Origin of the sequence: Actinobacillus suis ATCC 33415 (genome assembly GCF_000739435.1) — a bacterium.
GTDB classification, from domain to species: domain Bacteria; phylum Pseudomonadota; class Gammaproteobacteria; order Enterobacterales; family Pasteurellaceae; genus Actinobacillus; species Actinobacillus suis.
In genome coordinates, this window is the sequence record NZ_CP009159.1 from 1,802,391 (window position 1) to 1,818,278 (window position 15,888).

The following is a 15,888-nucleotide window of genomic DNA, read 5'->3' on the forward strand; positions in this document are numbered from 1 at the left end:
TGGAAGAAAAAAATGAACAACTGTACACCAAACATTAAACCAAGCTATACCTATGAAGACTTATTAGCATCAGGTCGTGGTGAATTATTCGGCAAAGAAGGGCCACAACTACCCGCTCCAACGATGTTAATGATGGATCGCATTAATTTAATGACTGAAAACGGTGGCTTATTCGATAAAGGTTATATCGAAGCGGAATTAGACATTCATCCGGATCTTCCATTTTTCGGCTGCCACTTTATTGGTGACCCAGTAATGCCGGGCTGCTTAGGCTTAGATGCAATGTGGCAATTAGTTGGTTTCTTCTTAGGCTGGGTCGGGGGCAAAGGTAAAGGCCGTGCATTAGGTGTTGGTGAAGTTAAATTTACCGGACAAATCCTTCCGACTGCCAAAAAAGTTATTTATCGCATTAATATGAAGCGTGTCATCAATCGTAAGTTGGTAATGGGCTTAGCGGATGGGGAAGTGGAAGTTGACGGTCGTGTTATTTATACCGCTACCGATTTAAAAGTAGGCCTTTTCCAAGACACTTCTGCTTTCTAATTTTGCGATCCTGATCGAAAAAATAGATAAACTTCATTTCATTCTCTAATCGAATTAAATAATATCCCTGCCCAGAGGGATATTATTTATGTTTAAAGCATTCACACTTATTGAAATTCTCATTACCTTTACTATTTTAGTTATTTCAATTTATTTTATTTCTCCAATTGCATTTCATTTAAATGACTTAATTGCATTAAATAGTGAAATAGAATCCCTCCAATCATTTTTATACCAATTACAAACAAAATCTCGTTACGAAAAATCAAATTATACACTTACTATTTCACAAAATAATCAAGATAAAAAATGGTGCATAATCGCAATTAAAAAAGCCAAACAAAATAAAAAACAAATCATTTGTGATTGTTTAAATGCCAATCACTGCATTATTAATAATGAACATTATATTTATTCTAATCGCCACAAAGACATTTTACTAAAGAATAAAAGTTTATATCCTCAAGCTTTTATTAATATTGATGGGCTAGCTGGAAGATTAGAATCTAAATGCATTCACTTATCATTAAATAAAACAAATGAAATATTACAATTAGATCAATGGGGAAGAATTTATGTCATGCCAAAACATAAACGCAGTCATTGTAAAGAATAGATTATCAGCATTTAGTCTAATAGAATTGCTATTGTCTCTCTCATTAAGCATATCTCTCCTACTATTAACAGCTAAATCCTATACACAATTTACTCAGAATAATGTTAAACAAAAAGAATTGTTATTTTTACAAAAAGAAGCATACCAAATTATCCATTACTTTCAACAACATATTCAGCATTTAGGTTTTCAAGGAAGCAATAGAGAAAACAGCAATTTTTATTTATTTGAGAAAGAAAATAAACGTTACGCATTAGATAATAAAAGTTGTTTAATATTTTTCTACGACTTAAATAGCGATGGATGCTTAGGTAAAAGAAAAACAAAGAATTCCCTATGCGTAAATAATGAGATAAATAACACTCATGATTTAGCCAAAGAAATATTCGGTTTTAAAATTGAATCTCAAGAAATTTATATTTACGATAAAAATAATTTGACTACTTGTAAAAAGCATGAATGTGAAGGGTTATTAAATGCTTGTCAGGAAAAATGGAAAAAATTTACTTCGATTGAGGATTTTAAAGTAGATAAGCTCTCATTTTCATGGAAAGATCCTGAAAAAATTATGCAGGTAACGTTAAAGCTTATTTCTGTCAAACAGAATAATATTGAATATAGCACAACCAATTATATCTATATTTTAAATTAATCAGACTAATATGACGCAATATAAACTTAACGGAAGCACATTAATTTTCTCACTGATAACCATATCTTTTGTGCTGACCATTATACTTGTAACAAAAGAAAAGTTCATTCAATCAGAAATAAAAACTCAACATTATCAACGGCATTATTTATCCGAAAAACTTTCTATTCTCGAAAAAATCCGCTCAAAAAATAGTAATTGTAATCTAATAAAACCTGAGCAACTTATTCTTGATCGCATAGCAGAAGTAAAAATAGAAACTGAAGAACAAAAATATTCTTTTTACTGTATCAAAAATAGCTTATTTGTAGGAAAAAAACCGACTAAAGAAAAATATATTCATTTTAGCCAACTATCTGATGTATTAGATATTTCTCATGCTGACATAATAGAGATAGAACATTTAAATGAACTACCTAAAAGCTCAGAACAAGATCCTAAAATCGTTTTAGTTATGCGTGATATAGATGAAACGCTTAGCCAAGATTTTTATGGCATAATTATTACCAATCATTACTTCGATATAAAAGGCAATGCTAAATTTTACGGCATATTATATTCATCCTATGATAATAATAGAGAAGAACGAAATATTACTTTCAAAAAGAATGTTGTATTAAATTTAGAAAATAAATATGCTCATTGGCAAGAACTCCCCGATTCAAGGAATATGTTAAATAATGAATAAGTTAATTAAATCAGAATCATTTATTTCAATACTTATTGGCATTGTAATATTTTCACTTATCTTTATTTCTGCTTCACGTTGGGGAAGTCATCAAACCGAAAAAATAAATTATATTTATCAGCAACAGCAAGCCTTACAAATTATCGAAAATCAACTCGCATTAAAATATTCTAAACAAACTTGCGAACAATATGTTCAACAAAATCATTTGAAGTTTAAAATTGAATGCCAAGCAAATAAAATTAGTGTGAGTTTTCCACTAGGTAAAGTCGAAATTACCCCATAGACTTTGCAAAAAAATAGTAAAATCCGACCGCTTGTTTATCCGTAAGGTATCGGCAAAAGTAATTGAATCTCTAAGCTAATTAGTAGAAAATCATCGCCTTATATGAGGTATCAATTATGTTCACGGTTTACCATTCACAAAAGCTATTGTCATTAGCAGAAATGCTAATTCATCTACAAAAAGCCAACCCGAATCCCAATCCGTTCAGCACCGAAACCATACTTGTACAAAGTGTTGGTATGGCACAATGGTTACAAATGCAAATCGCTGATTCCATTGGTGTGGCGGGTAATTATGACTTTTTATTTCCAACCAGCTTTTTATGGCAACAATACCGTGTGCTATTCCCTTCGTTACCGAAAGAAAATATTTTTGAACGTTCTTCGGTAACATGGCGATTAATGCGCCTGATTCCTGCCCATTTGGACACGGCAGAATTCAGCACATTAAAATCATACTTGCAGCAAGATGCACGTCAGTACCAACTTAAACTCTATCAACTTTCGACTAAAATTGCGGATCTATTCGACCAATATTTAGTTTATCGACCTCATTGGCTTGTACATTGGGAAAACAACCAACTTGAAGCGGTTCTTGCTGAAATCATGCATTCCAATGTATTTAAAGTTAAAAATGAACAAGAAATCCTAGCTAACCTACAATGGCAAGCTATCTTATGGAATGCGTTAATTGACGATATTAAATTAGATAGTGATGAAAGCGTCTTTATCACGTCGCATCGTGCTTACTTACAAGATCAGTACTTCCAAAAATTAGATAATTTAACTGCTCAAGAAAAAGAAAAACTTCCACAGAGAATCTTTATTTTCGGTATTTCATCTCTACCGGCAACTCAATTAGCTGTATTAAAAAAGTTAAGTGAACACTGCGATATTCACTTATTTTTCTTAAACCCAAGTCAAGAATATTGGGGCGATAGTGTTGAAGATAGTGCATTAGAAAAATTAGCCTTGAAACAACAGCTATCGGAGACCGATTTAGCCGCTTTACTCGAAAAACAAGGTAATCAATTGCTCACTATGTGGGGAAAACAAGGGCGAGAATTTTTAGCGCAACTAGTAGAGCAAGAGTTCGACTATAGTTTAGAAGTATTTGACCCGTATGTCGGCGAAACCAATCTCATCAAGCTCAAAAATGCCATTTTAGCGTTTAATAATGCACAAACTTTTGAATTAGACGAACAAGACCAATCATTACAATTTCATTCGTGCCATAGCGTAATGCGTGAAGTAGAGGTGTTACATAACTATCTCTTACAATTATTCGAGCAGAATCCGGCATTAACGCCCAAAGATATTATTGTAATGTCTGCGGATATTGATAAATATGCGCCTTATATTAATGCGGTATTTTCTCGCTTTGCTCATAAAGATCCGAGAAGAATTCCTTTTACACTTTCAGATCAAAAAGCGACTGCGGTAGATCCGATTATCAGCAGCTTTTTGAGTCTACTTAATTTAAAAGAAAGTAACTTTAACGCAGAAGTACTATTGGATTTATTAGATGTAAATGCGATCCGAAGCCGTTTTCGCATCCAATCTGATGATATTTATACCCTACGTCATTGGATAAAAGAAGTGGGTATCCGCGCCGGATTAACTATCGAGCAAAACCAATGGCAAAACTATAACTCATGGCAAAACGGTTTAACCCGATTATTGCTCGGCACAAGCCTCAAAGAAGAAAGTGGTATCTGGCAAGAGAGTATCGGATTTAACGAAAGCTATGGTTTAGCTTCCGAGCTTATCGGTTACTTATGCCATTATTTAGAAAAACTTAGTACGTGGCAGAAATTTATCCAAACATCACACAGCATTGGTGTTTGGCAACAAAAGCTAGCTGAGTTAATCAATGAGTTTTATCAAGATGATGGCGAACATTTTGATTCGCTCTCCATGTTACAAACAACGTTACAGAACGTATTAGAAAAAATTGAAAACGCACGCTTTGAAGATGAAATTGCTATTGAAATTCTCGCCTCGCTACTCCAAGAGAATCTCAACACGCAGCAAAACAGCCTGCAGTTTTTAGCCGGAAAAGTGAATTTCTGTACGTTATTACCAATGCGAGCTATTCCATTTAAAGTGGTTTGTTTGCTCGGTATGAATGAGGCTGATTTTCCTAGACAACATTCGGTAAATAGCTTCGATTTAATGCAATACGCACCAAAAAAAGGGGATCGCGCACGCAGAGACGATGACCGTTACCTATTTTTAGAGGCTTTACTTTCAGCCCAAGAGATTTTCTACGTAAGCTATGTCGGGCAATCGGTAACGGATAATAAAGCACGCTTACCTTCCGTTTTAGTTGCACAATTATTAGATTATATCGGAGAACATTTATCCGAATCGGCTCAACAGACGCTAGCTGAAACAGATATTTTCAGTGGTATGGTGAAACGCCATCCTATGACAGTATTTAGCCCAAGAAACTTCATCTATCCTCACATCTCTTATGATAGAGAATGGCTAAAACTATTTGAACAGAATGCGGTTCAGCCGAATTTCTTAAATGGACAGCTTCAATCGGATAGCCCAACAGAAATTAATTTAAATGAATTAATTAGTTATATTACAAATCCAATTAAATATTTCTTTAACCGCCAATTGGGTATTTATTTTAATTACGATGAAGAAAGTATTGAAGAATCAGAAAAGTTTACTTTGAATGCATTGGATAATTACCAGTTAAGAACCAAATTATTAACAGTTGATGAGGAACAAGCGCAAGCTTTATTTTACCAAGAACAGTTAAAAGGTAACTTGCCTTCAGCCAACTTTGCTAAGCTATCTGAAACCGCGTTGGAAAACTCAATAAAAACTATGAGAAATGAAATATCGCCATACTTAAAACAGAGTGATATTTTAACTGTTGAACAATATTTCCCAATAGGTTCAAATAAAATAAAACTCTATGGAAACATCCAACAATTATTTGACGATGAAATCGTTTTTTGGAAAGTAAGTTCATTAAAAGATAAAGATATTATCCGTTTTTGGATTTATTATTTAGTAACACAAGTGCAAAATAATTCTATTCGTTTGAAATATATTGTGCGTAACGGCGAAGATACTCAAATCTTCCAATTTAATTCGATCACTCAGCAGCAAGTGCAGGAACAATTAGCTATTTATATAGAAGATTACCTTAATAGCTTTCAAGCGCTACGCTGGGGGATTTCTGCCGGTTTAGACGATTATTTTGCCAAAATAGAAGATGTTGAGAATATTGAAGAATATTGTTGTCAGAAAGTTTTTAAATTACTGGAAGACAATTCGTTTGAAGCTAGTTACCTACAGCGAGTTTTAGTACAAAGTTCCAAATTGAATTACAGTGTTATTCATCATACAACAAAACAATGGTTTACTTTAATGCAAGACAGTAAGCCACATAACAATAAAAAGGAGAATTAATGAAAAAAACCTTAATAAGTCGCATGATTCGTCACGCGCTTTACTCTGCGATTGCGCTTAGTGTCAGCGTCACAACCACATTTGCAAATATTCCGCAAAATCCGACCGCTAGTACATCCCAATCGGCTATACAAACGCAAGGTTTTGAGTTTATCAATCAGCAGATCAATAAAAGCCCGAATGATAATGCTATTTATCAGGCTATTCGTTTAAAAAACGATATGACCGTACTGCTAATTTCGGACAACAAAGCGAATAAATCGCTAATGTCATTAGCACTACCTATCGGCTCTATGGAAGATCCCATTCAGCAACAAGGCTTGGCACACTACCTAGAACATATGATCCTCATGGGGTCTAAACAGTTTCCAGAGACTAATAGTCTAGATCGCTTTTTAACGGAAAATGGCGGTTATAACAATGCCTCGACTACGGCAGATCGTACTGCTTATTACTTAGAAGTGAATAATAATGCGTTTGATGAAGCGGTTGCTCGTTTAGCGGACGCTTTTGCACAACCTCTCCTGTCAGAAAGTAATGCCAAACGAGAAGTGAATGCGGTAAATGCCGAAATGGTTCGTGCAAAATCAAGCGATGGTCATTTATTGAATAGCGTCAATTTGGCGACCGCTAACCCTGTACACCCTATTACCAAATTTGCGGTGGGCAATAAGGAAACGCTTTCGGATAAACCAAACAGCAAATTACAAACGGAGTTAGAACAATTTTACCAACGCTACTATTCAGCAAATTTAGTCAAAGCGGTTTTATATTCGAATCAACCTATCGAGCAACTTGCTGCATTAGCTGATCGTACCTTAGGTAAAATGCCAAATAAAAATATTGCTGCCCCGAGTGTAGATGTGCCATTTTTCCGTGCGGAAGATAAAGGTGTCGTTATTCATTACAAACCGGTACAACCGACTAAAATGTTGGCGGTTTCATTTGATGTACCGAATGATGAAGCACAATTTGCCCACAAAACCGGCGATTATTTAGCTTATATTCTTAACAATAATACCGATGGCACTTTATCTGACTACTTAATCAAACAAGGGTTATCAGATAGTGGTATTGCTGCACAAGCAACACCAAATGTCAGCCGTAATCGTGGTACTTTCACCATTTATGTTGCTTTAACCGACAAAGGTTTGACTGAAAAAGATAAGATCATTTCTTTGATTTTTCAGCAAATCGAACAAGTGAAACAAAGCGGTATTCAAGAAAGTTACTTCAATGAAGTTCGAGAAAGCTTAAAGCAGGATTTCCAACATTTACAGGTGGAAAAAAGCGGTACTTATATCGAATCATTAGCTGAGCAAATGTTACATTATCCATTGGAGCATATTTTAGATGCGGGCTTTATTGTTGATACGATGGATAAACAAGCAATCAAAGCCAAACTGGCTGAGATGACATTAGACAATGCCCGTATTTTGCTGGTTGATGAAAAAGCGCATACCGATAAAAAATCGCCTTACTTTGAGGCCAATTATGCAATTGCAAAAATTAGTGACGAACAACGAAAAAAATGGTTGGATTTCAGTCATAACCCGACATTAAAACTACCTGAATTAAATCCTTATTTCGCCACTGATTTTTCTCTGATTCAGCCAATCGGCGATCGCCAAGTGCCTAAAGCGTTGGTAAGTACAGCAGGAAAAGCAATTTATGCCATGCCGAGCCAATATTTTGCCAACGATCCGAAAGCGATTGTATCGATGAGTTTCTCGATCATGCCGAAAACGGATGATTTAAAAGAAGCGGTAAGCGCCACGCTGTTAGGTTATATGAATAGCCTTGCGCAAACGAAATTAGCGTTCCAAACAGCAGTTGCCGGTATGCAAGCAGCGATTACTACTTATCCGAACGGACTTTCGGTTGAAGCGACAGGCTACACACAGCATTTAGCGAAATTAATCCAAGACTCGCTGAATCAATTCAAAACTTTTGAATTAACGGAAGACTTCTTAGCACAAGCCAAACAACGTGCATTCGAAGCACTAGACGGTCAACGCAAAGAAAGTAGCTTAACACAAGCGAACCAAGCTATTGCCAACTTTGCCAGCTACCCTTATTTTGAAGAAGATAAACAACGCAAAGCACTAACCGACACTACTTTGGCAGATGTAAAAGCGATGCGAGATAGATTGTTAACAAAATCAACCGGATTAGGCGTACTGTCAGTGGGCAACCTCAACGATAAACAGGTTGAAGATTTAGTCAGTGACATAAAAGGCATTGTTAAAAGTAGTGAGGTGGAGCGAGGTAAAGCACGTTATTTAGATCTGAATGACAGCAACCGCAAACTCAACTATGTACAAACCGTACCGCATGAGGACAATGCACTAAGCATCACTTATCTTGCAAAAGGCTATGGCGAATTAGAAGGTTCGGCTCGAGCTAATTTATTGCGTGATATTATCGGGCGCTGGTATTTCGATGATTTACGTACCCAAAAACAATTAGGCTACGTGGTCTATGCAACCAATACTAAACTTGGTAAAACTGCCGGTATGCGCTTTATGGTTCAAAGCCCGAATACAACACCGGCAGGCATTATGCAGCATAACCAACGCTTTTTTGCAGAAAGTTTAACAAAATTGACCGCTTTATCAGAGCAGGAATTTGTGAAATATCGTGATAGTTTAATTGAGAAATTACAGCGTAAGCCGGAATCGTTAAACCAAGAGTTTTCACAGTTCACGTTTGACTTTAATCGCCGCAATGACCAGTTCAACCAACGTATGAAAATGATCGAAGCAGTAAAACAGCTTACTCAACAAGATATTGTGGACTTTTATAAACACACGGTGATAGAGCAGCAAGGCTTTTCATTTATCAGCCAAGCGTTAGGCACGAAAGCGAAAGCTGAAGATGCAGTGAAACTAGCGGGCTATGAAAAAGTGGAAAGTATTGAACAAATCCAAAAACAATTCCCGGTGAAATACTATTAAATCACCATCTACAAGCGGTTAAAAAAGACCTAAATTTTACTATTGTAGAAAAACAAAAGGCTTAGCAAATTCGCTAAGCCTTTTTTAATGTTTAGTTTTTACCTAAGTTCGAGAAGAAGTTTTTCACACTATCTAAAAAACCTTCTTGCTGCGGACGATGCTGGCTTTTACCTTCTAAACTTTCTTCCAGTTTACGTAATAAGTCTTTTTGCTCGTCATTTAACGCAACCGGTGTTTCCACCACTACTTTGCAAATTAAATCACCTGCATAACCGCCACGTGGACTTGTTACGCCCTTACCTCTCACTCGGAATAATTTGCCGGTTTGGGTTTCTGCCGGAATTTTCAGTTTTAATTTACCATCAAGCGTTGGTACTTCAATCTCACCTCCTAATGCCGCCATCGTAAAGCTGATTGGTACTTCGCAGTAAAGGTTTGAACCATCACGCTCAAAAATATCGTGCTCACGAACGTGAATCACTACATATAAATCACCTGCCGGCGCACCGTTCTCGCCTGCTGCACCTTCGCCGGATAAACGAAGCTGGTTACCGGTGTCCACACCTGCCGGAATGGTTACCGATAAGTTTTTCGCTTTCTGAACACGCCCGTCACCATGGCAAGATTTGCAAGGTTTTTCGATTTTCTTACCGCTTCCATGACAGCTCGGACAAACCGCTTCCGTCACAAAAAAACCTTGCTGACGGCGGATTCTGCCCGAACCGTGACAGTGCGAACAGGTTTCCACTTTCGAACCTTTTTCCGCACCCGAACCGTGGCAGGCATCACATTCCGCTAATGTTGAGATACGAATATCTTTTTTACAGCCTTTAACCGCTTCTTCTAGTGAGATTTCAATGTCGTAACGTAAATCATCGCCACGAACGACACGATTACGACGTCCACCGCCGCCAAAACCGCCACCGAACATTTCGCTAAAGATGTCTTCAAAGCCACCGAAACCGCCTCCGCCGAAGCCACCGCCAAATCCGCCAGCACCACCGCCTTGTTCAAAAGCAGCATGACCGTATTGATCGTATGCGGCACGTTTTTCAGCATCGCCTAACACTTCATAGGCTTCGTTGATTTCTTTAAATTTTTCTTCTGCGTCTTTACTGCCTTGGTTTTTATCCGGGTGGTGTTTAGATGCTAAACGTTTATAAGCACGTTTAATATCGTTCTCACTCGCCCCTTTCTGTAAGCCAAGGACTTCGTAGTAATCTTTTTTTGCCATAGTGTTTCGTTTGTAAAATTTTACGGAAATTTGACCGCCTGTCATAAACTCCCCTCTTTAGCAAAGAGGGGGGACTTGTTAGATACACCAAAAGGGCGTGTTACCACGCCCTTTGATTTTACGATTTGAGCGTAAAAGATTATTTATTATCTTTCACTTCTTCAAATTCAGCATCCACTACGCCGTCATCTTTTGCAGACTGTTGCGGTTGTTCGCCTGCTTGTGCTTTAGCCTGAGCCGCTTGCATTAAAGGTTCGGATGCTTTAATTAACGCTTCGGTTTTCGCATCGATTTCCGCTTTATCATCGCCTTTCGCCGCTTTTTCTAAGTCTGCGATCGCCGCTTCGATTTTCGCTTTATCGTCTGCATTTAACGCTGAACCTGTTTCTTCGATTTGTTTGCGAGTAGCGTGTGCGATACCGTCTGCTTGGTTACGTGCTTGAACTAACTCTTCGAATTTTTTATCCGCTTCTGCGTTTGCTTCCGCATCACGAACCATTTGTTCGATTTCTTCGTCAGATAAACCTGAAGACGCTTGGATACGAATTTGTTGCTCTTTACCTGTGTTCTTATCTTTCGCAGATACGTTGATTACACCGTTCGCATCGATATCAAAAGTTACTTCGATTTGCGGCATACCACGTGGTGCTGGGTTAATACCTTCAAGGTTGAATTGACCTAAAGATTTGTTCGCAGACGCTTGTTTACGTTCACCTTGTAATACGTGGATTGTTACCGCTGATTGGTTGTCTTCCGCAGTTGAGAACACTTGTGATTTCTTCGTTGGAATCGTAGTGTTTTTCTCGATTAACACCGTCATCACGCCGCCCATGGTTTCGATACCTAAAGATAATGGCGTAACGTCTAATAAAAGAACGTCTTTTACATCACCTTTTAATACACCGCCTTGAACCGCAGCACCGATTGCTACCGCTTCATCTGGGTTCACGTCTTTACGAGCTTCTTTACCGAAGAATTCAGCCACTTTTTGTTGTACTAACGGCATACGTGTTTGACCACCAACGAGGATAATGTCGTTGATTTCATTCACTGATTTACCTGCGTCTTTTAATACGGTTTTAAGTGACTCGATTGAGCTTGCTACTAAATCTTCTACTAAAGCTTCTAATTTCGCACGGGTTACGTTGATCGCTAAGTGTTTAGGACCTGTTGCATCCGCTGTGATATACGGAAGATTTACTTCAGTAGATTGTGCTGAAGAAAGTTCGATTTTCGCTTTTTCCGCCGCTTCTTTCACACGTTGTAATGCCATTGGGTCGTTGCGTAAATCAACACCTTGTTCTTTTTTGAACTCGTCAATGATGTAGTCAATTACACGGTTATCGAAGTCTTCACCACCTAAGTGAGTGTTACCACCAGTTGCTAATACTTCGAATGTTTGTTCACCATCAAAGTTATCGATTTCGATGATTGAGATATCAAATGTACCACCACCTAAGTCGTAAACTGCGATCACTTGGTTTTCTTTAGTTGAACCTAAACCGAACGCTAACGCTGCCGCTGTCGGTTCGTTGATGATACGTTTAACATCTAAACCTGCGATACGACCTGCATCAATTGTCGCTTGACGTTGTGCATCGTTAAAGTATGCCGGTACAGTGATAACCGCTTCAGTTACCGCTTCACCAAGGAAATCTTCCGCTGTTTTTTTCATTTTTTTCAACACTTCTGCTGAAATTTGCGGTGGTGCTAATTTGTCACCTTTTACGTTTACCCACGCATCGCCGTTGTCAGCACGTGTGATTTCGAAAGGCATAATTTTAATATCACGTTGTACTTCTTCACTTTCAAAACGACGACCGATTAAACGTTTGATTGCAAATAATGTATTTTTCGGGTTTGTAATCGCCTGACGTTTTGCCGGTTGACCAACTAACGTTTCGTTATCCGTATAAGCAATGATTGACGGAGTTGTACGTGCACCTTCCGCATTCTCGATTACACGTGCTTTGTCACCGTCCATTACCGCTACACAAGAGTTTGTTGTACCTAAGTCAATACCAATGATTTTACCCATTTTAAAATTCCTCTGAATATAAATTTGTTTGATTACGTTTTCGTAACGTTACCCACAAGATGGTGTTCTTTCACAACTTTTCAAGGCTAAATTTGAAATTTTCTTGCAAGTATTTTTGAAAAAAGAAACGGGACGTTCAACGTTCCCGTTCAGACGAAACAATAAATAGGGATGAAAATGAAATGATCAAGGGCGTAAAATAAATTTTTGTAAGATTTTTGAATAAAACGGACAAAAAAGCCCGTCCATATTGAACGGGCTGGCTTTCCGAGCATTAAAGACCTTTTAATCTTTGGTAAATTTCGGCAAATTTTGACCGCTTGTCTTGGTATTCGGCAAACTTGCTGCGATTCGGTTGGTAAATCGCTTCAAGCGGTAACGGCTGACAGAAATTAGCAATATCTTCATGCGGATTTAAGGCAATCTGTGCCAATTTCGCCGCCCCAAGTGCAGGGCCGACATCGCCACCGGTACGATATTCAAAGGTTCTTCCGGTAATATCCGCCAATAATTGGCGCCAATAAGCACTTTTTGCTCCGCCACCGATCAGAGCGATATTATCCGCCTTCACACCGGTTTCGTGTAACACGTCAATGCCGTCCGCTAATGCAAAACTGACCCCTTCCACCGCAGCTCTTGCCATGGTAATCGGGTTATCGTTATGAGTTAAGCCCCAAAACACGCCTTTGGCATAAGGGTCGTTATGCGGCGTACGTTCGCCGGATAAATAAGGTAGGAAAATCGCATCGCTCGCTTGGCTGCAGTTTTCGACTTGTTGGAATAGCGTTTTAATATCACTAATACCGGTAACTTTTTGGGCAAAATCGACCGCTGATGCGGCACTGAGCATGACCGACATCAAATGCCAGCGATCCGGTAAGGCATGGCAGAAACTGTGTACCGCTTTTTGCGGATTAGCACTAAATTTATCGGTTACAACAAAATACACCCCTGACGTACCGAGCGATAACATCGCTTGTCCGGCTTGGTAAAGCCCGATACCGATTGCACCGGCGGCATTATCGCCCCCCCCGGCAATTACCGGAACGGTATTTAACTTCCAGTTTTTGGCCAATTCGGGGCGTAAGTAACCGGTAATTTGGTTGCCTTCAAACAGTTTAGGCATATTACTAACATCAAGTCCGCACGCATTTAATAACGCCTGATTCCACTCTCTCTTACCGACATCCAGCCACATTGTGCCGGAAGCATCCGACATATCGGAGGCATATTCGCCGGTCATACGTAAACGTAAATAATCTTTCGGCAATAAGACTTTATCCACTTGTTCGGCGATTTGTGGCTGATGTTTATCTACCCATTTTAATTTCGGTGCGGTAAAGCCCGGCATCATCAGATTACCGGTAATTTCACGGCTATTCGGCACTAATGATTCCAATTCGGCACATTCCGCAAAGCTACGCCCGTCATTCCACAAAATTGCCGGACTCAATACTTGATCATGTTTATCCAATAAAGTCGCACCGTGCATTTGGCCGGTTAAGCCGATCGCTTTCACAGCAGTTAAATCTTGCTGTTGTGCCAAAGCGAGCATGGCTAAATTGGTTGCATGCCACCAGTCTTCCGGATTTTGTTCCGACCAAAGCGGATGAGGGCGAGAAATAGGTAAAGATTGATGTGTGGTTGCGATGATTTCTTGAGATTCATTGAGTAAAACGACTTTAACGCCTGATGTGCCTAAATCAATTCCGATATACATAAAGCCTCCTGATACCTTCTTACTCTCTCCCTCTTGCGGGAGAGAGACAGTCGAAGGATTCGTTCAGAATCCGCAGACAGAGAGAGGGGAAAGATATTCATTTCCCCTCTCCCTCCAAAAATCCTACGGATTTTCTCCTCCCTCTCCCGTAAAGGGAGAGGGTAAGTTCTGAATTAACGATAAATATAATTATTCACTAAATTTTCTAAGTATTCTTGCTGACCTGAAACCGGTTTCGGATCAAGTGCTTTGCTTTCAACGATTTTCGCTAAATCTTCAAGGCTTGCTTTACCGGCAAGAATTTGCTGACCTAAATCGCCGTTCCAGCCTGCGTAACGTTGATCAACGATACCTTGTAAGGTTTGGTCTTCAATCATTTTCGTTGCACGTTTTAATGAAAGGGCAAGTACGTCAATCGCACCGATATGGCCGTGGAATAAATCATACGGATCTGTACTTTGACGGCGGATTTTCGCATCAAAGTTGAAGCCACCGGTAGTAAAGCCGCCTGCTTTTAAGATTTCATACATCACAAGCGTATTTTCTTCCACGCTGTTCGGGAATTGGTCTGTATCCCAACCTAATTGTGGATCGCCGCGGTTAGCATCAATCGAACCAAAGATATCTAATGCTGCCGCAGTTGCAATTTCGTGTTGGAAAGTATGACCAGCTAAAGTTGCGTGGTTTGCTTCAATGTTCACTTTGATTTCTTTTTCTAAACCGAATTGTTTTAAGAAGCCGTAAACCGTTGCTACGTCATAGTCATATTGGTGTTTAGTCGGTTCTTGCGGTTTCGGTTCGATTAATAACGTACCGTTAAAGCCGATTTTATGTTTATGTTCCACCACCATTTGCATAAAGCGACCGATTTGTTCACGTTCACGTTTTAAATCGGTATTTAATAAAGTTTCATAACCTTCACGACCGCCCCATAACACATAGTTCTCACCGCCTAAGCGTTTGGTTGCGTTCATCGCATTGAATACTTGCGATGCTGCCCAAGAGAACACTTCAGGATTCGGATTGGTTGATGCGCCGGACATATAACGAGGGTTAGTAAAGCAGTTTGCTGTACCCCATAATAATTTCACGCCGGTTTCCGCTTGTTTTTTCTCAAGAATATCCACCATGGTATGGAAATTATGTACATATTCTTTATATGAATTACCTTCCGGTGCAATGTCTACATCGTGGAAGCAATAGTAAGGAATCCCTAATTTTTGGAAGAATTCAAAGGCAATTTCCGCTTTTTGTTTTGCGCCTTCGAGTAAATCACCTGTTTTTTGCCAACTACGATCTAAAGAACCTACACCGAACATATCATTCCCCGTCCAGCAGAAAGTATGCCAATAACATACTGCTAAACGTAAATGTTCCGCCATGGTTTTGCCTAAAATCACTTCGTTCGGATTGTAATGTTTAAAAGCAAAAGGATTGGTTGAGTTAGCACCTTCATATTTTACTTTTTCAATTTTATCGAAATAGTTAGACATAATTAATTCTCCTATGAATCAATGGATTTTGAAAACGAGAGCATAATGATGAAAATTAAAAAGCGGTTCAATTACGTTATTTTGTTTTGCTATTTTGATAATTGGTTATTGTGGCGGCGATCACAAAAGCGAAAAAACGTAATGACATTATGAAATCTGATAATTGCACCTTATTTGAAATCTAAGCAAACTGCGCACGAAGCAATACCGCTTATTTTTTATGCTTA

11 protein-coding genes are annotated in these 15,888 nt (G+C 38.7%); 7 read left to right on the forward strand and 4 right to left on the reverse strand.

The window, feature by feature from the left end:
* The first annotated feature begins 12 nt into the window (after nt 1-12).
* The 7 genes from fabA (at nt 13) to ptrA (ending at nt 9,176) form a co-directional block, all read left to right on the forward strand.
* Nucleotides 13-543: a bifunctional 3-hydroxydecanoyl-ACP dehydratase/trans-2-decenoyl-ACP isomerase gene (fabA, locus tag ASU1_RS08215; RefSeq protein WP_005624835.1), complete on the forward strand. Its 531-nt coding sequence runs from the start codon at nt 13-15 to the stop codon at nt 541-543.
* An 88-nt stretch (nt 544-631) separates the two neighbouring features.
* On the forward strand, nt 632-1,159 hold the full coding sequence (locus ASU1_RS08220; RefSeq protein WP_014992289.1) for a pilus assembly FimT family protein: 528 nt from the start codon (nt 632-634) through the stop codon (nt 1,157-1,159).
* Nucleotides 1,119-1,811, forward strand: a complete 693-nt coding sequence (locus ASU1_RS08225) for a hypothetical protein (RefSeq protein WP_081906452.1) — start codon at nt 1,119-1,121, stop codon at nt 1,809-1,811. The genes ASU1_RS08220 and ASU1_RS08225 overlap by 41 nt, the downstream gene beginning before the upstream one ends.
* A 10-nt stretch (nt 1,812-1,821) precedes the next feature.
* Nucleotides 1,822-2,499 (forward strand): DUF2572 family protein, encoded by a 678-nt coding sequence (locus ASU1_RS08230; RefSeq protein ID WP_014992291.1) that lies wholly within the window; start codon nt 1,822-1,824, stop codon nt 2,497-2,499.
* Nucleotides 2,492-2,785, forward strand: coding sequence for a DUF5374 domain-containing protein (locus tag ASU1_RS08235; protein ID WP_014992292.1), 294 nt, complete (start codon nt 2,492-2,494; stop codon nt 2,783-2,785). The genes ASU1_RS08230 and ASU1_RS08235 overlap by 8 nt, the downstream gene beginning before the upstream one ends.
* Before the next feature lie 116 nt (nt 2,786-2,901).
* Nucleotides 2,902-6,219, forward strand: coding sequence for an exodeoxyribonuclease V subunit gamma (gene recC / locus ASU1_RS08240; protein WP_014992293.1), 3,318 nt, complete (start codon nt 2,902-2,904; stop codon nt 6,217-6,219).
* A complete protein-coding gene (gene ptrA, locus ASU1_RS08245; RefSeq protein WP_014992294.1) occupies nt 6,219-9,176 on the forward strand; it encodes a pitrilysin in 2,958 nt (985 codons plus the stop codon). Before recC ends, ptrA begins: the two co-directional genes overlap by 1 nt.
* Nucleotides 9,177-9,267: 91 nt before the next feature.
* On the opposite strand, the gene dnaJ is transcribed toward ptrA, so the two are convergent.
* From dnaJ to xylA, 4 genes are all read right to left on the reverse strand, one after another.
* Nucleotides 9,268-10,410, reverse strand: coding sequence for a molecular chaperone DnaJ (dnaJ, locus tag ASU1_RS08250; RefSeq protein ID WP_014992295.1), 1,143 nt, complete (start codon nt 10,408-10,410; stop codon nt 9,268-9,270).
* A gap of 139 nt (nt 10,411-10,549) precedes the next feature.
* The gene (gene dnaK, locus ASU1_RS08255) at nt 10,550-12,448 is read right to left on the reverse strand and encodes a molecular chaperone DnaK (RefSeq protein ID WP_014992296.1); all 1,899 of its coding nucleotides are present in this window, start codon (nt 12,446-12,448) and stop codon (nt 10,550-10,552) included.
* Nucleotides 12,449-12,722: 274 nt separating this feature from the next.
* Nucleotides 12,723-14,168 carry a xylulokinase gene (gene xylB / locus ASU1_RS08260; protein WP_014992297.1) on the reverse strand — a complete coding sequence of 482 codons (1,446 nt, stop codon included), beginning with the start codon at nt 14,166-14,168 and terminating at the stop codon, nt 12,723-12,725.
* Nucleotides 14,169-14,341: 173 nt separating this feature from the next.
* On the reverse strand, nt 14,342-15,661 hold the full coding sequence (gene xylA, locus ASU1_RS08265; protein WP_014992298.1) for a xylose isomerase: 1,320 nt from the start codon (nt 15,659-15,661) through the stop codon (nt 14,342-14,344).
* Nucleotides 15,662-15,888 lie beyond the last annotated feature (227 nt).

What these genes read in the sequence shown, in the direction of transcription:
- fabA (WP_005624835.1), top strand. Translation starts at nt 13, where the DNA reads ATGAACAACTGTACACCAAACATTAAACCAAGCTATACCTATGAAGAC.
- ASU1_RS08220 (WP_014992289.1), top strand. Translation starts at nt 632, where the DNA reads ATGTTTAAAGCATTCACACTTATTGAAATTCTCATTACCTTTACTATT.
- ASU1_RS08225 (WP_081906452.1), top strand. Translation starts at nt 1,119, where the DNA reads ATGTCATGCCAAAACATAAACGCAGTCATTGTAAAGAATAGATTATCA.
- ASU1_RS08230 (WP_014992291.1), top strand. Translation starts at nt 1,822, where the DNA reads ATGACGCAATATAAACTTAACGGAAGCACATTAATTTTCTCACTGATA.
- ASU1_RS08235 (WP_014992292.1), top strand. Translation starts at nt 2,492, where the DNA reads ATGAATAAGTTAATTAAATCAGAATCATTTATTTCAATACTTATTGGC.
- recC (WP_014992293.1), top strand. Translation starts at nt 2,902, where the DNA reads ATGTTCACGGTTTACCATTCACAAAAGCTATTGTCATTAGCAGAAATG.
- ptrA (WP_014992294.1), top strand. Translation starts at nt 6,219, where the DNA reads ATGAAAAAAACCTTAATAAGTCGCATGATTCGTCACGCGCTTTACTCT.
- dnaJ (WP_014992295.1), bottom strand. Translation starts at nt 10,410, where the DNA reads ATGGCAAAAAAAGATTACTACGAAGTCCTTGGCTTACAGAAAGGGGCG.
- dnaK (WP_014992296.1), bottom strand. Translation starts at nt 12,448, where the DNA reads ATGGGTAAAATCATTGGTATTGACTTAGGTACAACAAACTCTTGTGTA.
- xylB (WP_014992297.1), bottom strand. Translation starts at nt 14,168, where the DNA reads ATGTATATCGGAATTGATTTAGGCACATCAGGCGTTAAAGTCGTTTTA.
- xylA (WP_014992298.1), bottom strand. Translation starts at nt 15,661, where the DNA reads ATGTCTAACTATTTCGATAAAATTGAAAAAGTAAAATATGAAGGTGCT.